This window comes from Streptomyces sp. NPDC047014 (assembly GCF_040644195.1).
Lineage (GTDB): Bacteria > Actinomycetota > Actinomycetes > Streptomycetales > Streptomycetaceae > Streptomyces.
The window spans coordinates 1-23,791 of sequence record NZ_JBEYVX010000002.1 but is presented as its reverse complement, the minus strand read 5'-3'; the positions used below and the strand labels follow the sequence as shown (position 1 = coordinate 23,791).

At 72.5% G+C, this 23,791-nt stretch carries 21 protein-coding genes and 1 tRNA gene; 13 read left to right on the top strand and 9 right to left on the bottom strand.

The genetic code is table 11. The features are described 5' to 3' along the window. Nucleotides 1-113: 113 nt before the first annotated feature. Nucleotides 114-1,796 (top strand): phenylacetic acid degradation protein PaaN, encoded by a 1,683-nt coding sequence (gene paaN, locus ABZ873_RS01315; protein WP_360863677.1) that lies wholly within the window; start codon nt 114-116, stop codon nt 1,794-1,796. A gap of 2 nt (nt 1,797-1,798) precedes the next feature. Here the strand turns inward: paaN and ABZ873_RS01310 are convergent, their stop codons facing one another. The 3 genes from ABZ873_RS01310 to ABZ873_RS01300 form a co-directional block, all read right to left on the bottom strand. After that, the gene (locus ABZ873_RS01310) at nt 1,799-2,551 is read right to left on the bottom strand and encodes a TrmH family RNA methyltransferase (protein ID WP_360863675.1); all 753 of its coding nucleotides are present in this window, start codon (nt 2,549-2,551) and stop codon (nt 1,799-1,801) included. Nucleotides 2,552-2,767: 216 nt separating this feature from the next. Continuing rightward, nucleotides 2,768-4,057, bottom strand: a complete 1,290-nt coding sequence (locus tag ABZ873_RS01305) for an HTTM domain-containing protein (protein ID WP_360863673.1) — start codon at nt 4,055-4,057, stop codon at nt 2,768-2,770. Next, the gene (locus ABZ873_RS01300) at nt 4,045-4,707 is read right to left on the bottom strand and encodes a DUF5819 family protein (RefSeq protein WP_360863671.1); all 663 of its coding nucleotides are present in this window, start codon (nt 4,705-4,707) and stop codon (nt 4,045-4,047) included. The genes ABZ873_RS01305 and ABZ873_RS01300 overlap by 13 nt, the downstream gene beginning before the upstream one ends. Nucleotides 4,708-4,907: 200 nt before the next feature. Between ABZ873_RS01300 and paaA the strand changes: the two genes are divergently transcribed. From paaA to ABZ873_RS01270, 6 genes are all read left to right on the top strand, one after another. Beyond that, the gene (paaA, locus tag ABZ873_RS01295; protein WP_360864087.1) at nt 4,908-5,906 is read left to right on the top strand and encodes a 1,2-phenylacetyl-CoA epoxidase subunit PaaA; all 999 of its coding nucleotides are present in this window, start codon (nt 4,908-4,910) and stop codon (nt 5,904-5,906) included. Further along, nucleotides 5,903-6,187: a 1,2-phenylacetyl-CoA epoxidase subunit PaaB gene (gene paaB / locus ABZ873_RS01290; RefSeq protein ID WP_360863670.1), complete on the top strand. Its 285-nt coding sequence runs from the start codon at nt 5,903-5,905 to the stop codon at nt 6,185-6,187. The genes paaA and paaB overlap by 4 nt, the downstream gene beginning before the upstream one ends. After that, a complete protein-coding gene (gene paaC / locus ABZ873_RS01285; protein WP_360863668.1) occupies nt 6,184-6,927 on the top strand; it encodes a 1,2-phenylacetyl-CoA epoxidase subunit PaaC in 744 nt (247 codons plus the stop codon). The genes paaB and paaC overlap by 4 nt, the downstream gene beginning before the upstream one ends. After that, a complete protein-coding gene (gene paaD / locus ABZ873_RS01280; protein WP_360863666.1) occupies nt 6,921-7,433 on the top strand; it encodes a 1,2-phenylacetyl-CoA epoxidase subunit PaaD in 513 nt (170 codons plus the stop codon). Before paaC ends, paaD begins: the two co-directional genes overlap by 7 nt. Beyond that, nucleotides 7,434-8,540: a 1,2-phenylacetyl-CoA epoxidase subunit PaaE gene (paaE, locus tag ABZ873_RS01275; RefSeq protein WP_360863665.1), complete on the top strand. Its 1,107-nt coding sequence runs from the start codon at nt 7,434-7,436 to the stop codon at nt 8,538-8,540. It abuts the gene before it with no gap. Nucleotides 8,541-8,649: 109 nt separating this feature from the next. Continuing rightward, complete coding sequence (locus ABZ873_RS01270; protein ID WP_360863663.1) at nt 8,650-9,795, top strand: acyl-CoA dehydrogenase family protein; 1,146 nt, start codon at nt 8,650-8,652, stop codon at nt 9,793-9,795. A 56-nt stretch (nt 9,796-9,851) separates the two neighbouring features. Here the strand turns inward: ABZ873_RS01270 and ABZ873_RS01265 are convergent, their stop codons facing one another. The 6 genes from ABZ873_RS01265 to ABZ873_RS01240 form a co-directional block, all read right to left on the bottom strand. After that, entirely contained in the window at nt 9,852-10,196 is a 345-nt protein-coding gene (locus tag ABZ873_RS01265) for a rhodanese-like domain-containing protein (RefSeq protein ID WP_030647619.1), read from the bottom strand. A gap of 63 nt (nt 10,197-10,259) precedes the next feature. Continuing rightward, nucleotides 10,260-11,093 carry a hypothetical protein gene (locus ABZ873_RS01260; RefSeq protein WP_360863661.1) on the bottom strand — a complete coding sequence of 278 codons (834 nt, stop codon included), beginning with the start codon at nt 11,091-11,093 and terminating at the stop codon, nt 10,260-10,262. A gap of 82 nt (nt 11,094-11,175) precedes the next feature. Beyond that, complete coding sequence (locus ABZ873_RS01255; protein WP_360864085.1) at nt 11,176-12,576, bottom strand: DUF2252 domain-containing protein; 1,401 nt, start codon at nt 12,574-12,576, stop codon at nt 11,176-11,178. 51 nt (nt 12,577-12,627) lie between these two features. Further along, nucleotides 12,628-13,287: a response regulator transcription factor gene (locus ABZ873_RS01250; protein ID WP_360863659.1), complete on the bottom strand. Its 660-nt coding sequence runs from the start codon at nt 13,285-13,287 to the stop codon at nt 12,628-12,630. Nucleotides 13,288-13,296: 9 nt separating this feature from the next. After that, nucleotides 13,297-15,009: a histidine kinase gene (locus ABZ873_RS01245; RefSeq protein ID WP_360863657.1), complete on the bottom strand. Its 1,713-nt coding sequence runs from the start codon at nt 15,007-15,009 to the stop codon at nt 13,297-13,299. A 234-nt stretch (nt 15,010-15,243) separates the two neighbouring features. After that, nucleotides 15,244-15,326, bottom strand: a tRNA-Leu gene (locus tag ABZ873_RS01240). A gap of 292 nt (nt 15,327-15,618) precedes the next feature. On the opposite strand from ABZ873_RS01240, the gene ABZ873_RS01235 reads away from it, so the two are divergent. The 6 genes from ABZ873_RS01235 (at nt 15,619) to pknB (ending at nt 23,681) form a co-directional block, all read left to right on the top strand. Further along, nucleotides 15,619-16,428 (top strand): DUF3662 and FHA domain-containing protein, encoded by an 810-nt coding sequence (locus tag ABZ873_RS01235; protein ID WP_360863655.1) that lies wholly within the window; start codon nt 15,619-15,621, stop codon nt 16,426-16,428. Between the two features lie 10 nt (nt 16,429-16,438). After that, nucleotides 16,439-16,942, top strand: coding sequence for an FHA domain-containing protein (locus ABZ873_RS01230; protein WP_360863653.1), 504 nt, complete (start codon nt 16,439-16,441; stop codon nt 16,940-16,942). A gap of 147 nt (nt 16,943-17,089) precedes the next feature. Next, entirely contained in the window at nt 17,090-18,550 is a 1,461-nt protein-coding gene (locus ABZ873_RS01225) for a PP2C family serine/threonine-protein phosphatase (protein WP_360863651.1), read from the top strand. A gap of 28 nt (nt 18,551-18,578) precedes the next feature. After that, a complete protein-coding gene (locus ABZ873_RS01220; RefSeq protein ID WP_360863649.1) occupies nt 18,579-20,003 on the top strand; it encodes an FtsW/RodA/SpoVE family cell cycle protein in 1,425 nt (474 codons plus the stop codon). Further along, nucleotides 20,000-21,466 (top strand): penicillin-binding transpeptidase domain-containing protein, encoded by a 1,467-nt coding sequence (locus tag ABZ873_RS01215; protein WP_360863647.1) that lies wholly within the window; start codon nt 20,000-20,002, stop codon nt 21,464-21,466. Before ABZ873_RS01220 ends, ABZ873_RS01215 begins: the two co-directional genes overlap by 4 nt. Before the next feature lie 193 nt (nt 21,467-21,659). Beyond that, nucleotides 21,660-23,681: a Stk1 family PASTA domain-containing Ser/Thr kinase gene (gene pknB, locus ABZ873_RS01210; protein ID WP_360863645.1), complete on the top strand. Its 2,022-nt coding sequence runs from the start codon at nt 21,660-21,662 to the stop codon at nt 23,679-23,681. Nucleotides 23,682-23,791: the final 110 nt, after the last annotated feature.

Sequence of the window (23,791 nt, the reverse complement as noted above, 5' to 3'; positions counted from 1 at the left end):
CCCGCACCGACTTGTCCACAGGTCCGCCGGGCCCTCTTGTCCCGACCGATCGTTCGGTTACTCTAACTCCAGTCCGCTCTCCTTCGCCCGGCTCAACGAGGAGTTGGTCCCTGATGGCCGCCGAGCTCACCGTCCCCCAGCTGTCCGCCAAGCACCGGCCCACCCTGGACCAGGCCCTGTCGGCGATCCGCAGCCGTGCCTACTGGTCCCCGCATCCCGAGCACCCGAAGGCGTACGGCGAGAGCGCCCCGGCCGACGGGCTCGCCGCCTTCGAGGCGGTCCGCGGCACCCGGATGGACCTGGGACAGCCCGGTACGGACGGCTGGGCGGGCGCCGAGGTGTCCCCGTACGGCCCCGCGCTGGAGATCGAGTACCCGCATGTGGACGCGGACGTGCTGCTGCCCGCGATGAAGGCGGGCATGGGCGCCTGGCGCGATGCCGGGCCGGAGGCGCGCGCCCTGGTCTGCATCGAGATCCTGGCCCGCATCTCGGCCCGTACGCACGAGTTCGCGCACGCGGTCATGCACACCAGCGGCCAGGCGTTCATGATGGCCTTCCAGGCGGGCGGCCCCCACGCGCAGGACCGCGGCCTGGAGGCCGTGGCCTATGCCTACGAGGAGCAGACCCGCGTCCCCGGCGAGGCCGGCTGGTCGAAGCCGCAGGGCAAGAAGGACCCGCTGGAGCTCGGCAAGACCTTCACGGCGGTCCCGCGCGGCATCGCCCTGATGATCGGCTGCAACACCTTCCCCACCTGGAACGGCTACCCGGGCCTGTTCGCCTCCCTGGCCACCGGCAACGCGGTGCTGGTCAAGCCGCACCCGCGGGCCGTGCTGCCGCTGGCGCTGACGGTCAAGGTGGCCCGCGAGGTGCTGGCGGAGACCGGCTTCGACCCGAACCTGGTGGCGCTGGCCGTGGAGCGGCCGGGCGAGGGCATCGCCAAGTCCCTGGCCGTGCGCCCCGAGATCAAGCTGATCGACTACACCGGCTCGACGGAGTTCGGTGACTGGCTGGAGGCCAACGCCCGGCAGGCGCAGGTCTACACGGAGAAGGCGGGCGTCAACACCGTCGTCCTCGACTCCACGGACAACTACAAGGGCATGCTGGCGAACCTCGCCTTCTCCCTGTCCCTGTACAGCGGCCAGATGTGCACCACCCCGCAGAACCTGCTGATCCCGCGCGAGGGCATCGCCACCGACGCGGGCCACAAGAGCTACGACGAGGTCGTCGCGGACCTCGCGGGCTCGGTGGGCGGCCTGCTGGGCGACGACGCCCGCGCCAACGCGCTGCTCGGGGCCCTGGTCAACCCGGACGTCAAGGTCCGCCTGGAGGCCGCGGCCTCGCTCGGTGAGGTCGCGCTGGCCTCGCGGGAGGTGGCGAACCCGGAGTTCCCGGACGCGGTGGTCCGTACGCCGGTGATGGTCAAGCTGGACGCCGGCAAGGCGGACGACTCCGCGCCGTACCTCTCGGAGTGCTTCGGCCCGGTCTCCTTCGCGGTGGCGGTGGACTCCACGGCCGACGCGCTGGAGCTGCTGCGGCGCACGGTGCGGGAGAAGGGCGCGATGACGGTCGGCGCGTACACCACCTCCGCGGACACCGAGCGGGCGATCGAGGAGGTCTGCCTGGAGGAGTCCGCGCAGCTCTCCCTGAACCTCACGGGCGGGGTCTATGTGAACCAGACCGCGGCCTTCTCGGACTTCCACGGCTCCGGCGGAAACCCGGCGGCGAACGCCGCCCTGTGCGACGGCGCGTTCGTCGCGAACCGCTTCCGCGTGGTGGAGGTCCGCCGCCAGGCGTAGCCCTAGGGGGCGGCCGCGGGGCCGCCCCAGTGGAAGAGGGTCATGGCCACGCTGGTGGCCAAGTTGTAGCTGGAGACCTGCGGGCGCATCGGCAGGGACACCAGGTGGTCCGCCCGGGCGCGCAGCTCGGGCGAGATCCCGTGCCGCTCGGAGCCGAAGGCCAGCAGGGCGTCGTCCGGGAGGGTGAGGGCGCGGATGTCCTCGCCCTCCGGGTCGAGCGCGTAGAGCGGGCCGGGCGGCAGCTCGTCGAGCGCGAGGCGCTCGACGGTGGTGGCGTAGTGCAGCCCGGCGCCGGCCCGGACCACGTTCGGGTGCCAGGGGTCGAGGTCGCCCCGGGTCACCACCCCGGTGGCCCCGAAGCCGGCGGCGAGCCGGACGACGGCGCCGACGTTGCCGAGGTTGCGGGGGTTGTCGAGGACGACCACCGGCGCGGGCCGGGGCAGCCGCCGCAGCCCGGCGATCCCGTCCTCCCGGCCGGGCCGCACGGCGAGCGCGGCGACCCCGGTGGGGTGCACGCGCGGCAGCAGCTCCTTGAGCACGGCGGCCTTCACCAGCCGCGCCAGGTCACCCTCGACATCGGGAGCCAGCTCCCGCGCGAGCGCGAGCACCGCCTCCGGATCATCGGCGACGACCACCCGCACCTCGGCCCCGAACCGCAGAGCGTGCTTGACGGCATGAAACCCGTCCAGCAACACCAGCTCCCCGGACCCACCGGCCTCGTCCCAGCCCCGCCGCCCGTCTCCCACATCACGCATCCCCCGACCCTACGACGCCCACCCCACCCGTCCCACCGGGGGCAACTCCAGCCCCGCGGGCAACTCCAGCCCCGCGGGCAACTCCAGCCCCGCCGGCGTTTGAGGCGCGGGGGCGGGGGCGGAGCCCTGGATCAAGCCCCGCCCACATCCGAGGCACCGGGGGCACCTCCAGCCCCGCCGGCGTTTGAGGCGCGGGGGCGGGGGCGGAGCCCCGGATCACGCCCCGCCCACGTCCGAGGCACCGGGGGCAATTCCAGCCTCGCCGGCGTTTGAGGCGCGGGGGTTCGGGGGCAGCGCCCCCGCAACGGCGCCGCAGGGCACATCCGGCTCCCGCTCGGCGCGGGGAAGCGGAACCCCGACGTCTCCACCCCGCCGCCGCCAGGCGAGCCGCCGCCCCCCGACCCACACCAGAAACGCCGTCGGCAGAAACACCGCGTCAGCGGCAATCATCGCCAGCGAGAAGAACGGCAGCCCCAACAGCACCGCGATCCCCACATGCTCCAGCATCATCACGCCGAGCAGCACATTCTTGACCCGCCGGTTGAACAGCGTGAACGGAAACGCCACCTGCACCGCCACCGTCCCGTAGGACAGCAGCATCACGAGCGTCCCACTCCCCGCCACCGCCCCGGACAGCCCCGGCCACGGGGTGAAGTAGTCCAGCGACAACGGGTAGTACAGCGCCGTCCCGTCCTGCCACCGCGACCCCTGGATCTTGTACCAGCCCGCCGTCGCGTAGATCAGACAGACCTCCGCCATGATCACCAGCATCGCGCCGTTGTGCACCAGGTTCGCCAGGACGTCGAGCGCCGCCCGACCCTCCCCCGCCGGCTCGTAGCGGTCCACCAGCCACCACAGCCCGCAGCCCACCCACACCGCCGCGAAGGCCGCCAGCCACCCGTAGCTGAACCGCCCCGTCGCCGCGCCGTAGGCGAACACCGCGCCCAGCACCGCCCACAGCACCGGCCCCGCCGCCCCGTCCGCCGCCGAGCCGCCCCGCCCCCGCGCGGCCCGCGCCCGCCGCGCGTCCAGCGACCAGACCTGCGCGCACCGCGTGAGGACCAGGTAGACCGCCACGAGGTGGATGACGTTGTCCCCGCCGTCGCCCATGAACACACTGCGGTTCTGCAGCGACAGCACGCCCACCATGAACAGCACGGACATCGCCCGCGTCCGCCAGCCCAGCAGCAGCCCCACACTGGCCAGCACCGAGACCGCGTAGACGGTCTCGAACCACAGGGTCCCCTCGGACCACATCAGCACCGTGAAGGCACCGTTCGAGGCCGTCAGGCGCTCCGCCAGCTCCCAGCTCCACGGCCCGTCCGGCCCGTACAGCTCGGCTCGGTGGGGGAACTCGCGCAGCAGGAACAGCAGCCAGGTGGCGGCGAAGCCGATCCGTACGACGGCGCTCTGGTACGGGCCCAGCGCCCGCCCGGTGACCTCCGCGAGCGCCCGCCCGAGCGCCGCGCGCCCGCGCGCGACCCGCTCCCGCGTCACACCTTCCACCACGGCAGCTCCCGGTGGTACGTCGTGGTGTCGGTGGTCTCCGTGCTCCACGCCGGGGCCCGCACGGCCGTCGTCGCCGAGCGCAGCTGCACCCGCAGGAGCCGCCCGCCGGGGTGCTCCGGGGCGAGCCGGAGCACGGCGATCCGCCGCAGGTACTGCTCGGAGAGCTCGCCGCGCTCCCCGGTGGGCTTGTTGTCCTCGTCGTGGGAGCCGGTGAAGAAGTCCCAGGCCCGGCGCAGCTCGTTCTGCTGGGTGTGGCTGGGGAGGGGGTTGTGCCGGATCGCGGCCGCGTCCTGGGCGCTGAGGTCCAGCCAGCCGGTGGTGACGAGCTCCCCCTCGGCCGTGCGCACCTCGGCGCGCGCCTCCACCGCGATGTTCTGCTGGAGCGGGTTGGGCGCGAAGAGCTTCCAGTTCTGTTCGAACTCGGGGTAGATCCAGCCGTCGACCGTCCCCGCGTGCTGCTTGCTCAGCGTGTTCGAGGGGGCGACGTGCAGGAAGACCAGCCCGAGGTGGGTGCAGGCGGCCAGTGCGACGGCCACGAGCGCGAGCCCGGCCAGGACCTTGTACGAGGTGGACAGACCGGCGATTCCGGGCGCCCTCGGGGGTGGCGGAGCGGCCTCTTCGGCGCTCTCGTGCCCGCATCCATCCATCCCGACCCGATCCTCCGGCGTCCACAGGGTTGACCACAGAGGTTGACACCCTACGGGCCGCCGTCTCACCATTGAAGCGCAGGAACCGAACGATCGGTCGGTCGGTCGGGCGGACGGCACAGGGAGACAAGGGGCCCGCAATGGTGGCAGTGACCCCGGAGACGGGCCCGGGAACGGCCCTGGGGACGGACGGGACGGACATGACGGCAGGCACGGCCGAGGCGGCCGACCTGGGCGCGCGGCTCGCGGCGGCGTTCGACGCCGCCGTGGCGGCGGACGAGCGCGTGGAGCCGCGCGACTGGATGCCCGAGGAGTACCGCGCCTCCCTGGTCCGCCAGATGGCCCAGCACGCCCACTCCGAGATCATCGGCATGCAGCCCGAGGCCAACTGGATCACCCGCGCGCCCTCGCTGCGCCGCAAGGCGATCCTGATGGCCAAGGTGCAGGACGAGGCGGGCCACGGGCTCTACCTCTACAGCGCGGCCGAAACCCTCGGCACCAGCCGCGACGAGCTGCTGGACAAGCTCCACTCGGGCAAGCAGAAGTACTCCTCGATCTTCAACTACCCGACCCTGACCTGGGCGGACGTCGGCGCCATCGGCTGGCTCGTGGACGGCGCGGCGATCACCAACCAGGTGCCGATCTGCCGCTGCTCCTACGGGCCCTACGCACGCGCCATGGTCCGCATCTGCAAGGAGGAGTCCTTCCACCAGCGCCAGGGCTTCGAGCTGCTGATGGCCCTCTCCAAGGGCACCGAGGAGCAGCACGCCATGGCGCAGGACGCGGTGGACCGCTGGTGGTGGCCCTCGCTGATGATGTTCGGCCCGCCGGACGACGAGTCGGCGCACTCGGCGCAGTCCATGGCCTGGCGCATCAAGCGCCACTCGAACGACGAGCTGCGCCAGCGGTTCGTGGACATCGCCGTCCCGCAGGCCGAGGCCCTGGGCCTGACCCTGCCCGACCCGGACCTCAAGTGGAACGAGGAGCGCGGGCACCACGACTTCGGCGCCATCGACTGGGCCGAGTTCTGGGACGTGCTCAAGGGCAACGGCCCCTGCAACGAGCAGCGGATCAACCAGCGCCGCACGGCCCACGAGGAAGGCGCCTGGGTGCGCGACGCGGCCGCCGCGTATGCGCGCAAGCAGGCGGCACAGCAGCCGGCGCAGCCCGCCGGACAGAACGAGGAGGCACGGGTATGACGCAGAACTGGCCCCTGTGGGAGGTCTTCGTGCGCTCGCGCCGCGGCCTCTCCCACACGCACGCGGGCAGCCTGCACGCCCCCGACGCGGAGATGGCCCTGCGCAACGCCCGCGATCTCTACACCCGGCGCAACGAGGGCATCTCGATCTGGGTGGTGCCCTCCGCCGCGGTCACCGCGTCCTCCCCGGACGAGCGGGACCCCTTCTTCTCCCCGTCCGCCGACAAGCCCTACCGGCACCCGACCTTCTACGACATCCCGGAGGGGGTGAGCCACCTGTGACCGGCACCGGCACCACCGCGCTCAGCACCGCCGAAATCACGGCGGCCCTCGCCCTCGGCGACGACGCGCTGATCCTCTCCCACCGCCTCGGCGAGTGGGCCGGGCACGCCCCCGTGCTGGAGGAGGAGCTCGCCCTCGCCAACATCGCCCTCGACCTGCTCGGCCAGGCGCGCGTCCTGCTGTCCCTGGCGGGCGACGAGGACGAGCTGGCCTTCCTGCGCGAGGAGCGCTCCTTCCGCAACCTCCAGCTGGTCGAGCAGCCGAACGGCGACTTCGCGCACACCATCGCCCGCCAGCTGTACTTCTCGCTCCACCAGCACGAGCTGTACACGGAGCTCGCCGCCGGGGACGGCCCGTTCGCGCCGCTCGCCGCCAAGGCGGTCAAGGAGACGGCCTACCACCGCGACCACGCCGAGCAGTGGACCCTGCGCCTCGGCGACGGCACCGAGGAGAGCCACCGCCGGATGCGGGCGGCGCTCCAGGCGCTGTGGAAGTACACCGGCGAGCTGTTCCAGCCGGTGGACGGCCTGGACGGGGTGGACTGGGCGGCCCTGGAGCAGCGCTGGCTGGCCTCGCTGACCGGTGTCCTGGAGCGGGCCGGCCTGTCCCTGCCCGAGGGCTCCCGCACCGGCGCCTGGGCCGCGGGCGCCGGCCGCCAGGGCCTGCACACCGAGTCCTTCGGCCGGATGCTGGCCGAGATGCAGCACCTGCACCGCAGCCACCCGGGGGCGTCATGGTGAGCGCCGCTGACACCGCCACGGTGACCCGCCTGGAGGCGGAGCTGGCCGAGCTGGCCGGGTCCGTGCCGGATCCGGAGCTGCCCGTGCTCACCCTCGGGGAGCTCGGCGTGGTCCGCGGGGTGCGGATGCATGAGGACGGGCACGCCGAGGTCACCCTCACGCCCACCTACACCGGGTGCCCCGCCATCGAGGCCATGTCGGCCGACATCGAGCGGGCCCTGACCGGCCACGGCATCCCCGAGGTGCGGGTGACCACCGTGCTGGCCCCCGCCTGGTCCACGGACGACATCAGCGCCGAGGGCCGCCGCAAGCTCGCCGAGTTCGGCATCGCCCCGCCCCGGCCGCACGCCGCGGGCGGGCCCGTCCCGGTGACCCTGTCGGTCCGCTGCCCGCACTGCGGATCCACCGACACCGAGCTGCTCAGCCGGTTCTCGTCCACCGCGTGCAAGGCGCTGCGCCGCTGCACGGCCTGCCGGGAACCGTTCGACCACTTCAAGGAGCTGTAGATGGCCGCCCCCCGCCACGGCGCGTTCCACCCGCTGACGGTGGCGGCAGTCGACCGGCTCACCGACGACTCGGTGGCGCTGACCCTCCGGGTCCCCGAGGAACTGCGCGAGGACTACCGGCACGCCCCCGGCCAGCACCTCACCCTGCGCCGGGCCGCTCCCGAGGGCGGCACGGAGGTCCGCCGCACCTATTCGATCTGCTCGCCCGCCCCCGTGGCGGACGGACCCGGCCCGGCGCGGCTGCGGGTCGGGGTGCGGCTGGTGGAGGGCGGCGAGTTCTCGACCTTCGCGCACAAGGAGATCGCCGCCGGGGACGTCCTGGACGTGATGGTCCCGGCGGGCCGCTTCGTGCTGGAGCCCGCCGCCGCCCCCGCCTCCGGGCACTACGCGGCGATCGTCGGCGGCAGCGGGATCACCCCGGTGCTGTCGATCGCCGCGAGCCTGCTGGCCGCCCGGCCCGACGCCCGGTTCTGCCTGGTGCGCAGCGACCGTACGGCGGCGTCCACGATGTTCCTGGAGGAGGTGGCCGACCTCAAGGACCGCTATCCGTCGCGGTTCCAGCTGGTCACCGTGCTCTCCCGGGAGGAGCAGGAGTCCGGGCTGCCCTCGGGCCGGCTCGACGAGGAGCGGCTGGCGGCCCTGCTGCCCGCGCTGCTGCCGGTGGCGGAGGTGACGGGCTGGTTCCTGTGCGGCCCGTACGGCCTGGTGCAGGGCGCCGAGCGGGCGCTCGCCGGGCTCGGCGTGGCCCGGACCCGGGTGCACGAGGAGATCTTCCACGTCGAGGACACCGCCCCCGCCGTGGTGCGTGTGACGGCCTCGGCCACCGCCTCGCAGGGGCGGGTCACGGCCCGGCTCGACGGCCGCTCCGGCACCTGGCCCGTCCAGGACGGGGAATCCCTGCTGGACGCGGTGCTCCGCAACCGCGCGGACGCCCCGTACGCCTGCAAGGGCGGGGTCTGCGGCACCTGCCGGGCCTTCGTGGTCTCGGGCGAGGTCCGGATGGAGCGCAACTTCGCCCTGGAGGCGGAGGAGACCGACGCCGGCTTTGTCCTCGCCTGCCAGTCCCACCCGGTGACGGAGGAAGTGGAGATCGACTTCGACCGCTAGCCGGAAACGGGCGCCCGGCAGCCGCCGGCCGGCAGCGCCCGGGCCTGTCCATTTACGGGAACCTGTTCTATCTTGACGCCCCGTCAGACCGGAACGGGAGGGACAGGCAGTGGACTTCACTTTCACCGAGGAGCAGCGGGCCGCCGTCGAGGCGGCCCGCGCCGTGTTCGCGGACGTCGTCCCCGACGGCGTGCCCAGCCCCGCCCTCACCCCCGGCGCCGTCACCGAGGACCTCGACCGCCCGCTGTGGTCCCGGCTCGCCGGATCCGATCTGCTCGGCCTGGTCCTCGCCGAGGAGCACGGCGGCGCCGGACTGGACACCATCGCCCTGTGCCTGGTGCTACGCGAGGCCGCCCGGGTGCTCGCCCGGGTCCCGCTGCTGGAGCACTGCGCCACCGCCATGGCCGTCCAGGCCCACGGGAGCCCCGAGCTGGCCGCCGCCCTGCTGCCCGGCGCCGCGGACGGCTCCCTCGTACTCACCGCCGCCGCGCACGGCCGCTCCGGCCACGACCCGGCCGAACTGGCCGTGCTCGCCCGCCCGGACGGCGAAGCCTGGCTCCTGGAGGGCACCCAGACCGCCGTGGCCTGGGCGCACGGCGCCGACTGGATCGCCGTACCGGCCCACACCGGCGAAGGGGAAGCCGTACTGGCCCTCGTACCGCGCACCGCGCCGGGACTCGCCCTCGCCGAGCAGGTCTCCACCAGCGGGGAGCGGTACGCCGAACTCGCCCTGGACGGCGTCCGCGTGGAGGGGACGCACCTGATCGCGGACCCCACCGCCTGGGAGCGGCTGCGCCTGCTCCTCACCACCGGGACCTGCGCCCTCGCGCTCGGACTCGGGGAGGCCGTCCTCGCCATGACCGGCCAGTACACCGGGAAACGCGAGCAGTTCGGCTTCCCGGTGGCCACCTTCCAGGCCGTCGCCGTCCAGGCCGCCGACCGCTACATCGACCTGCGCGCCATGGAGGTCACCCTCTGGCAGGCCGCCTGGCGCCTCGACGCCGCGACCGGCACGGCGGCCGGCGGGCCGCTGCCGAGCGCCGGGGACGTCGCCGTGGCGAAGATCTGGGCCGCGGAGGGCGTGCGCCGGGTGGTGCAGACCGCCCAGCACCTGCACGGCGGCTTCGGCGCCGACACCGACTACCCGCTGCACCGCTACCACGCCTGGGCCAAGCAGCTGGAGCTCCAGCTCGGCCCGGCCGCGGCCCACGAGGAGGCCCTGGGCGACCTGCTGGCCGCCCACCCCCTCGCCTGAGACCTGAGGCCCCGAGCCCCAAGACCTGAACCCCGAGCCCCGTCCCCCGGGACGGGCTACAGCACGAAGGCCGGGTTCCCGCTGTCCGTCACCATCGGGCGCCCGGCGCCGTCCCACGCCTGCATCCCGCCGTCCACGTTCACGGCGTCGATGTCCTGGCGCACCAGGTACTGGGTGACCTGCGCGGAGCGCCCGCCGACCCGGCACATCACGTACACCCGGCGGCCGTCCTCGACGGCCTCCGTCAGCTCGCCGAAGCGGGCCACGAAGTCGCTCATCGGGATGTGCAGCGCGCCCTCGACATGGCCGGCCGCCCATTCGTCGTCCTCACGGACGTCCAGGACAAAGCCTTCGGAGGGCACCGCGGCGGCGTCCACGGAGGGCAGCGGTCCGAAGTTCATAGCTGTCGCCTTCTCTCGTCACGGATCTGCCGCCAACCTATCCGACCGGCCGTACGGACCGCCTCACTCGGCGGCCAGCGCCGCGGCCAGCTCCGCCTCGCGCTCGGAGACCTGCGCGAGCAGCTGCTCCGCGATCTCCTCCAGCAGCCGGTCCGGGTCCTCCGGGGCCATCCGCAGCATGGAGCCGATCGCGCTGTCCTCCAGCTCCTTGGCCACCAGCGTCAGCAGCTCCTTGCGGCGGGCCAGGAACTCCAGCCGCTCGTACAGCTCCTCGCTCTCGCTCAGCCGCTGCGCGACCGGCGCCGGCCCGGCCTCCCACTCCTCGGCCAGCTCGCGCAGCATGGCCTCGTCCCCGCGCCCGTAGGCGGAGTTGACCCGGGCGATGAAGGCATCGCGCCGCGTCCGCTCCGTCTCCTCCTGGGCCAGGTCCGGGTGGGCCCGGCGGACCAGCTCGCGGTAGAGGCGGCGCACCTCCTCCGAGGGGCGCACCCGCTCCGGGGGCCGCACGGGGCGGTCGGTGAGCATCGCGCCGGCGTCGTCGGAGATCCCGTCCGAGCCCATCCAGTCGTGGAAGAGCTCATCCACCCCGGGCATCGGCATGACCAGCGACCGCGCCTCCCGGGCCCGCCGCAGATCCTCCGCGTCCCCGCTGCGGGCCGCCTTCGCCTCGGCGATCAGCGCGTCCAGCTCGTCCAGCCGCGTGTACATGGGGCCGAGCTTCTGGTGGTGGAGGCGGGAGAAGTTCTCCACCTCCACGCGGAAGGTCTCCACCGCGATCTCGAACTCGATCAGCGCCTGCTCGGCGGCCTTCACGGCCCGCTCCAGGCGCGCCTCGGGACGCTCCTCACCGGGGACGGTCTGCTCGGGGTGCTCGGGGTGCTCGGTGTGCTCGCTCACCCGGCCAGGGTACGGCCCGTCCGCGCGGGCGATGTTTCACGTGAAACACCGCGCACACCGCCCGCGCCCCCGCCGCCTCCGGCTAGACCCCGAGCTCCGCCGCGATCCGCCCCGCCCGGACCCCCGCCACCAGATCGGCGTGGTCGGCCTCGGTGCGGTCGGCGTAGGCCACGGCGAACGCCGCCATCGCCTCGTCCAGCTCCGTGTTCTTGCCGCAGTACCCGGCCAGCAGCCGCGGGTCCACGCTGTGCGCGTGCGCGCGGGCCAGCAGGGCGCCGGTCATCCGCCCGTAGTCGTCGATCTGGTCCACGGCCAGGGCCGCCGGATCGACGCTGCCCTTGCGGTTGCGGAACTGCCGCACCTGGAAGGGCCGGCCCTCCACCGTGGTCCAGCCCAGCATGATGTCGGAGACCACCTGCATCCGCTTCTGCCCGGCCACCACCCGCATCCCCTCGTGCTCCACCGGCTCCGACGTGAAGCCCAGTCCGGGCAGGTACGGCAGCAGCACCGACGGGCGCGCCTCCTTCACCTGGAGGACCAGCGGCTCGCCCCGGTGGTCGAGCAGCAGCACCACGTACGAGCGGGTGCCGACGCTCCCGGTGCCCACCACGCGGAAGGCCACGTCCTGGATCGCGTACCGCGCGAGCAGCGGCAGCCGGTCGCCCTGGAGCGTGTGCAGATAGGGGCCCAGGGAGGCCGCCACGGCCGCCGCCTCCGCGTCCCCGACCCGGCGCAGCACGGGCAGTGCGTCCACGAAGCGGCAGGCGCCGTCCGGACCCCGCTCGGTGGACTTGGCCGCGAACCGGGCCGAGGTGTTGTTGCGGGCCTTCTCCGAGACCCGCTCCAGGGTGCCCAGCAGGTCGCGGGCATCGGCGTGCGAGACCAGTTCCTCGTCCGCGATGGCGTTCCACGCGTCGAGCGCGGGCAGCTTGGCCAGCAGCCGCAGCGTGCGCCGGTAGGCGCCCACCGCGTCCAGCGCGGCCGCCCGGCAGGTGTCCTCGTCCGCCCCGGCCACCCGGCCGGCCAGCACCAGCGAGGTCGCGAGCCGCTTCACGTCCCACTCCCACGGGCCGTACACGGTCTCGTCGAAGTCGTTCAGGTCGATGACGAGCCGGCCGCGCGCGTCCCCGTACAGACCGAAGTTGGCCGCGTGCGCGTCCCCGCAGATCTGCGCGCCGACGCCGGTCACCGGGCCGCCGGACAGGTCGTGGGCCATCAGCCCGGCCGCCCCGCGCAGGAAGGCGAAGGGGTTGGCGGCCATCCGGCCCACCCGTATCGGGCTCAGTCCGGGGACCCGTCCCGCGTTGGACTCCTCCACCGCCCGCACCGCGTCCGGCCGCCCGGCGGGCGCCTCGAAGCCCGCGTGCGCCGCCCGCGGCAGGCGCTCCCGCAGCGCCTTGCCCTGCTCCTTCGGGGAGCCCGCCGCCCCGCGCGGGGCGAAGCCCGCCACCTCCGGAATCCGCTGTCCCGCCACCGCCGTCATCGACGCCGCCCCCACCCGTTCACGATCGCTTCCCGAACGGGCTGACCGTACCTACAGCCCGGCGTCCCTGGCCAGCAGTGCGGCCTGCACCCGGTTCTCGCAGTCCAGCTTGGCCAGGATCCGGCTCACGTACGTCTTCACGGTGGCCTCGCTCATGTGCAGCCGCCGGCCCGCGTCCGCGTTGGACAGGCCCTCCCCCAGCAGCGCCAGCACCCCCCGCTCCCGCTCGCTCAGCCCGTCCACCCGGCGGCGGGCCTCCGCGCCCCGGGCGGCGGCCCGCCCGGAGGTCAGCTGGTCCACCACGTGCCGGGTCGCGCCCGGCGAGAGATAGGCGTCCCCGGCGGCGGCCGCCCGGACCGCGCCGATCAGCTCGCCCGGAGCCGAGTCCTTGAGCAGGAAGCCCGCCCCGCCCTGGCCCAGCGCCCGCAGTACGTTCTCCTTCTCCCCGAAGGTGGTCAGGATCAGGGCCCGCACCTCCGGGGCGGCCCGCCGCAGCTCCTCCAGCGCGGTCAGCCCGTCCAGCACCGGCATCTGGATGTCCAGCAGCATCACGTCCGGCGCGTGCGAACGGGCCAGGTCCACGGCCTCCCGGCCGTTGCCCGCCTCCGCGACGACCTCGATGTCCGGAGCCGAGGTCAGGATCATCCTGATCCCGGCCCGGATCAGCGGCTCGTCGTCGGCGATCACCACTCTGATCACTTCGGCTGTCACCCCGTGCTCCTACTGCTTGACCTCGTACGCCTGCTTGTCCACGAGCTTGCCGTCCTTGAAGCAGAACCGGAAAACCAAGTCCGTGTCCCACCCGCCCGGATGGTCGTCGGCGAGCAGCACCAGGCACTGGGAGTCCTCCGGCCGGGGCGGCCCCTTCCGCTCCACGCCCGAGGTCATGAAACCGCCGCCGGCCGGCAGCCGGCCGCGGACCGTCTTCTCCGCCTCGCCCACGTGCACCGCGTCGTACTCGCCGCGGTCGATGAAGGAATCGCTCGCGGAGTCCATCAGCAGCACCGCGGCCGCGCCGAACACGATCAGCAGCAGCACCACCGCGGCCACCGCGATCCCGCAGCCCACCGCGACGCCCGCGCTGCGGCTGCGCACCCGCACCGCCAGCTCCCGGTCCACCGCCGCCCAGTCCATGGGCTGCCCCTCGCCCCGCCGCCCGCGCCGGAGCTGGGGGAAGACGAGCTTCTGGGCCTGCGCCCGCTGCCCGAAGTCGTCGGCCACGTCGGCCGCCCCGGCCGGTTCCGTGCCGTACGGGAGGACCCCCGCCACCCGGAAGCCGCCGCCCTCGGCGGGGCCCGCGTGCACCATGCCGCCGACCAGCCGCGCCCGCTCGCGCAGCCCCGTCAGGCCCTGCCCGCCGGAGACCACCTCGTCGGGGGCCGGGCCGGGCGAGGGCCCGTTGGCGATCTCCACCACCAGCGAGTCGTCCTCGTACCGGAGTTCCACCGCGATCGGCGCCCCCGGTGCGTGCTTGTACGCGTTCGTCAGGGCCTCCTGCACGATCCGGTAGGCGGCGTGGTCGCAGGCCGCCACCAGCGGCCGCGGCTGCCCCTCCGTGGTCAGCCGTACGTCGGTCCCCGCGCCCCGCGCCGCCTGCACGACCCCGGGGATACCGGCCACCCCGCGCGCGGCCGGCTGCGCGTCCTCCACCGGCGCGGGCGCCTCCACCCCGTCGCGCAGGATGCCCACCACCTCGCGCAGTTCGTGCATCGCGGCCACCGACGCCTGCCGCAGCACCCCCACCGCCTCGCGCTGACGGTCGGTGAGCTCGGGGTCCACCTCCAGCGCCCCGGTGTGGACGGAGATCAGCGCCAGCTGGTGGCCGAGGCTGTCGTGCATGTCCTGGGCGATGCGCTGGCGCTCGCGCAGCCGTGCCTGCCCGGCGACCATGGCCCGCTCCCGCAGCAGCTGCCCGTTGCGCTCCTGGAGGGCCGCCAGCAGGGTCCGGCGCTGCGACCAGTAGCGGCTGGCGAGGCCCGGCATGACGGTCGTCGCCAGGAACATCAGCGTGGAGAAGACGATCACCAGCAGCGGCCGCATCTGCGCCCACTGGTCCAGCACGCCGAAGCCCACCGACGCGAGGAAGGCCAGCGTGAAGGCGCCCAGCGCCCGGCCCACCCCGACGATCCGCCGCCCGGCCGACCAGCCCAGCATCGGCAGGGCGAAGATCACCCCGGGCAGCACCGAGCCGAGCGCCGTACCCACCACGAGCGTGGTCGCGGGCAGCCGCCGGCGCAGCAGGGTCAGCACCAGGACGACCAGGGAACCGCCGAGCATCGCCCGGCCCGTGCCCCGGTCCAGCTCCACGGCCCCCAGGCCGAGGATGGCCAGCACCGCGGCGACGGCCAGGTCCCCGGCCAGCATCCGCGGGGTCCACGGCTCGGGCCCCGTCAGCCAGTTCCAGCCGGCCCGCGTCTTCGCCTTCGCATCCACCCGCCCGACCCTAGACACCCGGATCCCGGACCGCCCTCCGCCTTTCGTCTCGATCCGCTCGACCAAAGTCGCTCGCGCGGGGCGGACCGTGACCGACGCCACACTCCGGGCGGAGGAAGCCCCCGGAGGGCCGGAGGAGAGAGAAGGGACCGGCAGAGCAATGAGGAACACGGAGAGTGCGGACACAGCGAAACGGCCGGCACCGTGATCACGATGCCGACCGTTTCGTCGATGTGGGCGAGGGGGGATTTGAACCCCCACGTCCCGAAGGACACTGGCACCTGAAGCCAGCGCGTCTGCCGTTCCGCCACTCGCCCGAGCAGCGTCCCAGTGGCCTTCCCTTTCGGGCCGTTCCCCTGGCGACGTCGAAACATTAGCACGTAGAACGGGGTGTGTTCACATCGCTTTCCCCGGGGGCATACGGCCCCGTGCGGACTGCCCCTCCCGCACTCCGCTCCGGGTGCGGGACACTGTTCCCGGAGCGCCCCTACGATCCCTTGTGAGGACCAACACTCGTCCTCGCGGGAGCGATGGGGAACCACCCGAATCCGCCACGCGTGGATACGATCAGTAAGCAGTACAGGGCGACAGCGACGGAGGAGGTGCCCCATGGGAGTTCTGAAGCGGTTCGAGCAGCGACTCGAAGGTCTGGTGAACGGCACCTTCGCCAAGGTGTTCAAGTCCGAGGTCCAGCCGGTGGAGATCGCCGGAGCCCTCCAGCGGGAGTGCGACAACAACGCCACCATCTGGAACCGCGAGCGGACCGTCGTCCCCAACGACTTCATCGTGGAGCTCAGCGCCGGCGACTACGACCGCCTGAGCCCCTACTCGGGGCAGCTCGGCGACGAGCTCGCGGGCCTCGTCCGCGACTACGCCAAGCAGCAGCGCTACAGCTTCATGGGGCCCATCAAGGTCCACCTGGAGAAGGCCGAGGACCTCGACACCGGTCTCTACCGGGTCCGCAGCCGCACCCTGGCCTCCAGCACCTCCCAGGCCCAGCCCACGCCGCAGAGCGGCTACGGCTACCCGCCGGCCGGTGCCCCGCCCATGCCCAGCGCCCCGCCCCCCGGCGGACCCGGCGCGCGCAGGCCCGCCCCGGGTCCCGGCGGACCGGCCCCCGCGGCCGGTGCGGGCGGCTCCCGGCGGCACTGGATCGAGATCAACGGCACCCGCCACCAGATCTCGCGCCCGACGCTCGTACTCGGCCGAAGCACCGAAGCCGACGTGCGGATCGACGACCCCGGCGTCTCGCGCCGGCACTGTGAGATCCGGACCGGAACGCCCTCGACGATCCAGGATCTCGGGTCCACCAACGGCATCGTGGTGGACGGGCAGCACACCACCCGCGCTACGCTCCGCGACGGCTCGCGGATCGTCGTGGGCAGCACCACCATCATTTACCGGCAAGCCGAAGGGTGAAGCGGGGGCAATGTCAGAGCTGACCCTGACGGTCATGCGGTTGGGTTTCCTGGCCGTTCTGTGGCTGTTCGTCATCGTGGCCGTCCAGGTCATCCGCAGCGATCTCTTCGGTACGAGAGTGACCCAGCGCGGTTCGCGCCGCGGCGGGAACACCGGTGGTGCCCCGCAGCAGGGCGGCGGCCGGCAGGCCGCGCCCCCGCAGCAGCGGCAGCGGCGCGGTGCGCCCACCAAGCTCGTCGTCTCCGAGGGCATCCTCACGGGGACCACCGTGGCGCTCGCCGGCCAGACGATCACGCTGGGCCGGGCGCACGACTCCACGATCGTGCTGGACGACGACTACGCGTCCAGCCGCCATGCCAGGATCTACCCCGACCGTGACGGCCAGTGGATCGTCGAGGATCTCGGATCCACCAACGGCACGTATCTCGACCGGACCCGGCTGACCACGCCGACGCCCATTCCGCCGGGCGCGCCGATCCGCATCGGCAAGACCGTCATCGAGCTGCGGAAGTAGTACGAGAATGAGCGAGCGGAGCGAGCGCGCGGCGGCGATCCGTCCCACCGAGGACACGGACCCGAGCGCGCTCCCGACCGGAGGGTGGGCAGTGTGGCTCGAGACCGGTTGTACCCGGAGGAAGCTTCGTCGACAGGGCAGGTGCGCATGAGTCTGTCCCTGCGGTTCGCAGCCGGCTCCCACAAGGGCATGATCCGCGAGGGGAACGAGGACTCCGGCTACGCCGGTCCGCGTCTCCTGGCGATCGCCGACGGCATGGGAGGCCAGGCCGCCGGCGAGGTCGCGAGCTCCGAGGTGATCTCCACCCTGGTGCAGCTCGACGACGACGTCCCGGGCTCCGACATCCTCACCGCCCTGGCCAGCGCCGTGCAGCGGGCCAACGACCAGCTGCGCGTCATGGTCGAGGAGGACCCCCAGCTGGAGGGCATGGGCACCACGCTCACCGCCCTGCTGTGGACCGGCCAGCGCCTCGGCCTCGTCCACGTCGGTGACTCCCGCGCCTACCTGCTCCGCGACGGCGTCCTCACGCAGATCACCCAGGACCACACCTGGGTGCAGCGCCTCGTGGACGAGGGACGCATCACGGAGGAGGAGGCCACCACCCACCCGCAGCGCTCCCTGCTGATGCGCGCGCTGGGCAGCGGCGACATCGTCGAGCCCGACCTCTCCATCCGCGAGGTCCGCGCCGGCGACCGCTACCTGATCTGCTCCGACGGGCTCTCCGGTGTGGTCTCCCACCAGACCCTGGAGGAGACCCTCGCGGACTACCACGGCCCCCGCGAGACCGTGCAGTCGCTGATCCAGCTCGCCCTGCGCGGCGGCGGACCCGACAACATCACCTGCATCGTCGCCGACGTGCTCGACACGGACAGCGGGGACACCCTCGCCGCCCAGGTCAGCGACACCCCGGTGGTCGTCGGCGCGGTCGCCGAGAACCAGCACCAGCTCTTCGACAACAACCACGCCATGCAGACCCCGGCCGGCCGCGCCTCCGGGCTCGGCCGCCAGGCCGGCCCCCCGGCCGGCTCCTTCGGCCCGCCCGGCAGCGGCGACGGCGGCGGCTACGGGTACGGCGACCAGGGCCAGGGCGGCGGCGGTTACGGCTCCTTCGGCGAGGCCGACGGCTACGACGGCGGATCCGGCTACGAGGACACCTACGACCACCCCCGCAGGCGCCGCGGCAAAGGGCGCAGGTGGGCCACCCGCACCCTGACCCTGCTCATCGTCGCCGGAGTCATCGGCGGCGGCCTCTACGCCGGCTGGCGCTGGACCCAGACCCAGTTCTACGTCGGCGTGAAGGGCGAGCACGTCGCGCTCTTCCGCGGCATCAGCCCGAAGCTCGGCCCGCTGGAGCTCTCCAAGGTGGAGACCGACCGCCCCGACATCGAACTGAAGTACCTGCCGCCCTTCAAGCGGAAGCTCGTCGAGGCCACCATCAGCGAGGGCACCCTCGACGGCGCCCGCAAGAAGCTGGACGACCTCGGCGTCCAGGTCTCCGCCTGCAAGAAGGACGAGGAGCGCCGCAAGGCCGAGGCCCAGAACAGCCAGACACCCGGCCCCAGCCTGACTGCCGAGGAGCAGCAGCTGGTCGGCCTGTGCGGAAAGTAGCCCGCGGGCGCAGGGGGCCTGCCACACCATGAGCGTTGTCACCAACACGACCACCATCGGCGCCATCGAGCTGCCGAGCCGGCGGAACACCGAGCTGATGCTGCTCGCCTTCGCCGTGGTCATCCCGATGTTCGCCTACGCCAACGTGGGTCTCGCGATCAACGGCACCCTGCCGCCCGGCATGGTGCTCTACGGGCTGGGCCTCGGTGCCCTCGCCGGGGTCGCGCACTTCGTCGTACGCCGGTACGCGAAGTACTCCGACCCGCTGCTGCTTCCGCTGGCCACCCTCCTCAACGGGCTGGGCCTGGTGCTGATCTGGCGCCTGGACCAGTCCGAGCGCCTGCAGAACCTGGCCAAGCGGTCCTTCGGCACGTTCTCCCCCTCCGCGCCCCGCCAGATGATGTACACGGCGCTGGCCATCGCCCTGTTCGCCGGTGTGCTGCTGATCCTCAAGGACCACCGCGTCCTCCAGCGGTTCACGTACATCTCCATGGCCGGCGCCCTGGTGCTGCTGATCCTGCCCGTGGTCCCGGGTCTGGGCGCGGACGTCTTCGGCGCCAAGATCTGGATCAGCGTCGGCGGGTTCTCCATCCAGCCCGGTGAGTTCGCCAAGATCGTGATCGCGATCTTCTTCGCGGGCTATCTGATGGTGAAGCGCGACGCGCTCGCGCTGGCCAGCCGGCGCTTCATGGGGCTCTACCTGCCGCGCGGCCGCGACCTCGGCCCGATCCTGATGATCTGGGGGATGAGCCTCCTCGTCCTCGTCTTCGAGAACGACCTCGGCACCTCGCTGCTCTTCTTCGGCATGTTCGTGATCATGCTGTACGTGGCCACCGAGCGCACCAGCTGGATCGTCATCGGCCTGCTGATGTCGGTCGGCGGCGCCGTGGTCGTGGCCAGCTTCGCCAGCCACGTCCAGGCCCGTGTGAACGCCTGGCTGGACCCCTTCGGCTGCTACGCCACGTCGGGCGCCTGCGAGCAGGTCGGCCAGTCGATCATGAGCTTCGGTTCGGGCGGCGTGCTCGGCGCCGGCTGGGGCCAGGGCAACTCCGACCTGATCGGCTTCGCCGCGAACTCCGACTTCATCTTCTCCACCGTCGGCGAGGAACTCGGCCTCGCCGGTGTGATGGCCTTCCTGCTGGTCTACGGGCTCATCATCGAGCGGGGCGTGCGCACCGCCCTCGCCGCGCGCGACCCCTTCGGCAAGCTCTTCGCCATCGGCCTCTCCGGCGCCTTCGCGCTCCAGATCTTCGTCGTCGCCGGCGGGGTCATGGGCCTCATCCCCCTCACCGGCATGACGATGCCCTTCCTCGCCTCCGGCGGTTCCTCCGTCCTCGCGAACTGGATCCTCATCGCCGTCCTCATCCGGATCAGCGACACCGCACGCCGCCCCGCGCCGGCCCCCGCCCCGTCCCCCGACTCCGAGATGACCCAGGTGGTCCGCCCGTCATGAACAAGCCCCTGCGCCGCATCTCGCTGTTCTGCGGGCTGCTCGTCCTCGCGCTCCTGATCCGGACCAACTGGCTGCAGTACGTGCAGGCGGAGGAGCTCGGCACGCGCAAGGAGAACCGGCGGGTCCAGATCGCCCAGTACGCCACCGAACGCGGCAACATCATCGTCAAGGGCGAGCCGATCACGGGCTCGGCGGTCACCAACGGCAGCGACTACAAGTTCAAGCGGACCTACAAGGACGGCGAACTGTGGGCGCCGGTCACCGGCTACGCCTCGCAGGCGTTCGGCGCGACCCAGCTGGAGTCGCTGGAGGACGGGATCCTCACCGGCAACGACGACCGGCTGTTCTTCGACCGCACCATCGGCATGTTCACCGGGGAGAAGAAGCAGGGCGGCAACGTCGTCACCACCCTCAACCCGGACGCCCAGCGCGCCGCCTTCGAGAAGCTCGGCACCAAGAAGGGCGCGGTCGCCGCGATCGACCCGCGCACCGGCGCCATCCTCGCCCTGGTCTCCACGCCCTCCTACGACCCCACGCGCTTCGCGGGCAACTCGAAGGACGACGAGAAGGCGTGGGTGGAGCTCAAGGACAGCGAGGACAAGAAGCTCGTCAACCGCGCCCTGCGCGAGACCTACCCGCCGGGCTCCACCTTCAAGGTGGTCACCGCCGCCGCCGCGCTGGAGCACGGCGTGGTCAAGGAGATCAACGACCCGACGGACACGCCGGAGCCGTACATCCTGCCCGGCACCAAGACCCAGCTGCCCAACTCGCACACCGGCTGCGAGAAGGCCAGCCTGAACGAGGCGCTGCGGATCTCCTGCAACTCGGTCTTCGCGAACCTCGGCGACAAGGTGACCCGCGACAAGATGGTCGAGACGTCGGAGAAGTTCGGCTTCAACAACGACAAGATCGACGTCCCGGTCCGCGCCTTCGCCAGCATCTACGACAAGAAGATGGGCCGCGACGGCAACGCGCAGAGCTCCATCGGCCAGTTCAACACCGCGGCCACCCCGCTGCAGATGGCGATGGTCACCGCGGCCATCGCCAACGACGGCAAGCTGATGAAGCCGTACATGGTGGACCAGCTGACCGCCCCGAACCTGGACATCATCGAGAAGCACGAGCCCTCCGAGATGAGCCGGCCCCTCTCCGCCGCCAACGCGCAGAAGGTGCAGGAGATGATGGTCAACGTCGTCGATTCCGGCACCGGTGAGAAGGCGAAGATCAAGGGCACCAAGGTCGGCGGCAAGACCGGTACCGCCCAGCACGGCGAGGGCAACAAGAAGCGCCCGTACGCCTGGTTCATCTCCTACGCCGAGAACCCGGACGGCAGCTCGCCGGTGGCCGTCGCCGTGGTCATCGAGGACAGCGAGGGCACCGCGCGCGACGACATCAGCGGTGGCGGTCTGGCCGCCCCCGTCGCGAAGGCGGTCATGGAAGCGGTGCTCAAGAGCCAGGGGTGACCGGGGGATCCGCGCCGGGCGGGGTGATCCAGGTCACTGAGCCCCGCGCGGACCGGCGCGTACGGTACCGGTCCAGTATCAGCCTGTGGCCGCGAACCGATCACGGACGATCGGCCGGTAGCCTTTGCGCGAACAGCACACCGCCGGACCACACACAGGTGCGGTCGGGACCGACGGAGAGGGCTGGAACGTTATGGAAGAGCCGCGTCGCCTCGGCGGCCGGTACGAGCTGAGCCACGTGCTCGGCCGCGGTGGCATGGCCGAGGTGTACCTCGCCCACGACACCCGGCTCGGCCGTACCGTCGCCGTCAAGACCCTGCGTGCCGACCTCGCCCGTGATCCGTCCTTCCAGGCCCGGTTCCGGCGCGAGGCCCAGTCGGCCGCGTCCCTGAACCACCCGGCGATCGTCGCGGTCTACGACACCGGCGAGGACTACGTCGACAACATCTCCATCCCGTACATCGTGATGGAGTACGTCGACGGTTCCACGCTGCGCGAGCTGCTGCACTCGGGCCGCAAGCTGCTACCCGAGCGCACCCTGGAGATGTGCATCGGCATCCTCCAGGCGCTGGAGTACTCGCACCGCGCCGGCATCGTGCACCGCGACATCAAGCCCGCGAACGTGATGCTGACCCGCACCGGCCAGGTCAAGGTCATGGACTTCGGCATCGCCCGCGCCATGGGCGACTCCGGTATGACGATGACGCAGACGGCCGCCGTGATCGGCACCGCCCAGTACCTCTCCCCGGAGCAGGCCAAGGGCGAGCAGGTCGACGCGCGCTCCGACCTGTACTCGGCGGGCTGCCTGCTCTACGAGCTGCTGTGCGTGCGGCCCCCGTTCGTCGGCGACTCCCCGGTGGCCGTCGCCTACCAGCACGTACGGGAAGAGCCGCAGCCGCCCTCGAACTTCGACCCCGAGATCACGCCCGAGATGGACGCCATCGTCCTCAAGGCCCTGGTCAAGGACCCCGATTACCGCTACCAGTCGGCCGACGAGATGCGCGCCGACATCGAGGCGTGCCTGGACGGCCAGCCCGTCGCCGCAGCCGCGACCATGGGGGCGGCCGGCTACGGCTATCCCGACCAGGGCCACGGCTACGGCCCGCAGGGCGGCTACGACCAGCCCACCACGGCTCTGCGCACCGCCGACCCCGGCGCCCAGACCTCGATGATGCCGCCGATGCCCCCGGGTGACGGCGGTTACGGCTACGGCGACCAGGGCCACGGCGGCTACGACCAGAACCCGCGCCGCCAGAAGAAGAGCAAGGCGTCGACCATCCTGCTCGTGGCGGCCGGCGTCCTCGTCCTGGTGGGCGCGATCCTGATCGGCCGCGCCCTCCTCGGCGGCCAGGCCGACAACCGGCCCACCGTGCCCAAGTTCGTGGGCCAGACCCTGGAGCAGGCGAGCCGCAGCGGCGACAACGTCGGCCTCAAGGTGGTCAAGGGAGCCGAGGAGCCCTGCGCCGACCAGCCCAAGGGCAATGTCTGCAAGCAGAACCCGGCGGAGGGCACCAAGGCCGCCGACGGCTCCACGGTGACGGTGACCATCTCCGTGGGCGCGCCGAAGGAGGCCGTGCCCAACGTCGTCAATCTCAGCTTCGAGGAGGCGGAGAAGGCGCTCAAGGAGAAGGGCTTCCAGGTCGACCGCAAGCAGCAGGAGTCCAACCGGACCCCGGGCACGGTCCTCGACCAGACCCCCAAGGGCGGCGAGGCCGAGCGGAACTCCGTGGTCGTGCTGACGGTGGCCAAGGAGATCTCCAAGGCCGAGGTGCCCGAGCTCAAGGGCAAGACCAGGGACGACGCGGAGAAGGCCCTCAAGGCCGTCAACCTCAAGCTCGGCAGCGTCACCGAGACGGAGACCCCGGGCGCGGCGCCGGGCACGGTCGTCGGGCAGCAGTTCGCGGCGGGCCAGCAGATCGAGGTCAACAAGACGGTGAACATCACCATCGCCAAGGCCGCGACGCAGGCGGCGGTGCCGAACTTCGCGGGCCGCACCGTGAAGCAGTACAAGGACGACCTCCAGCGCGCCAACCTGCGCGTCGGGATCGTCACCGGCCCGTCGGACGACAACGCGCTCGTCGTCGCCACCAACCCGCCCCCGGGGACCCCGCTCACCTCGGGGCAGAACGTGGACCTCATCACGCAGCCGGGCCAGCAGGACGGCGGCAACAACAACGGCGGCCTGTTCGGCGGCCTGACCGGCGGACGCCGCTAGGCACCCGCGCACGCGAGTAGGCAAAAAGGGTCCGGCCCCTCTCCCGCGGGACGTCCGCGACCGGATCCGGGGCGAGGTGGACGCGTACGTCTCCCACACCGTCGCCGTGG

What these genes read in the sequence shown, in the direction of transcription:
- ABZ873_RS01215 (WP_360863647.1), top strand. Translation starts at nt 20,000, where the DNA reads ATGAACAAGCCCCTGCGCCGCATCTCGCTGTTCTGCGGGCTGCTCGTC.
- paaA (WP_360864087.1), top strand. Translation starts at nt 4,908, where the DNA reads ATGACGGCAGGCACGGCCGAGGCGGCCGACCTGGGCGCGCGGCTCGCG.
- paaN (WP_360863677.1), top strand. Translation starts at nt 114, where the DNA reads ATGGCCGCCGAGCTCACCGTCCCCCAGCTGTCCGCCAAGCACCGGCCC.
- ABZ873_RS01220 (WP_360863649.1), top strand. Translation starts at nt 18,579, where the DNA reads ATGAGCGTTGTCACCAACACGACCACCATCGGCGCCATCGAGCTGCCG.
- ABZ873_RS01310 (WP_360863675.1), bottom strand. Translation starts at nt 2,551, where the DNA reads ATGCGTGATGTGGGAGACGGGCGGCGGGGCTGGGACGAGGCCGGTGGG.
- pknB (WP_360863645.1), top strand. Translation starts at nt 21,660, where the DNA reads ATGGAAGAGCCGCGTCGCCTCGGCGGCCGGTACGAGCTGAGCCACGTG.
- ABZ873_RS01265 (WP_030647619.1), bottom strand. Translation starts at nt 10,196, where the DNA reads ATGAACTTCGGACCGCTGCCCTCCGTGGACGCCGCCGCGGTGCCCTCC.
- paaB (WP_360863670.1), top strand. Translation starts at nt 5,903, where the DNA reads ATGACGCAGAACTGGCCCCTGTGGGAGGTCTTCGTGCGCTCGCGCCGC.
- paaD (WP_360863666.1), top strand. Translation starts at nt 6,921, where the DNA reads ATGGTGAGCGCCGCTGACACCGCCACGGTGACCCGCCTGGAGGCGGAG.
- ABZ873_RS01235 (WP_360863655.1), top strand. Translation starts at nt 15,619, where the DNA reads ATGGGAGTTCTGAAGCGGTTCGAGCAGCGACTCGAAGGTCTGGTGAAC.
- ABZ873_RS01255 (WP_360864085.1), bottom strand. Translation starts at nt 12,576, where the DNA reads ATGACGGCGGTGGCGGGACAGCGGATTCCGGAGGTGGCGGGCTTCGCC.
- ABZ873_RS01230 (WP_360863653.1), top strand. Translation starts at nt 16,439, where the DNA reads ATGTCAGAGCTGACCCTGACGGTCATGCGGTTGGGTTTCCTGGCCGTT.
- ABZ873_RS01225 (WP_360863651.1), top strand. Translation starts at nt 17,090, where the DNA reads ATGAGTCTGTCCCTGCGGTTCGCAGCCGGCTCCCACAAGGGCATGATC.
- paaE (WP_360863665.1), top strand. Translation starts at nt 7,434, where the DNA reads ATGGCCGCCCCCCGCCACGGCGCGTTCCACCCGCTGACGGTGGCGGCA.
- ABZ873_RS01300 (WP_360863671.1), bottom strand. Translation starts at nt 4,707, where the DNA reads ATGGATGGATGCGGGCACGAGAGCGCCGAAGAGGCCGCTCCGCCACCC.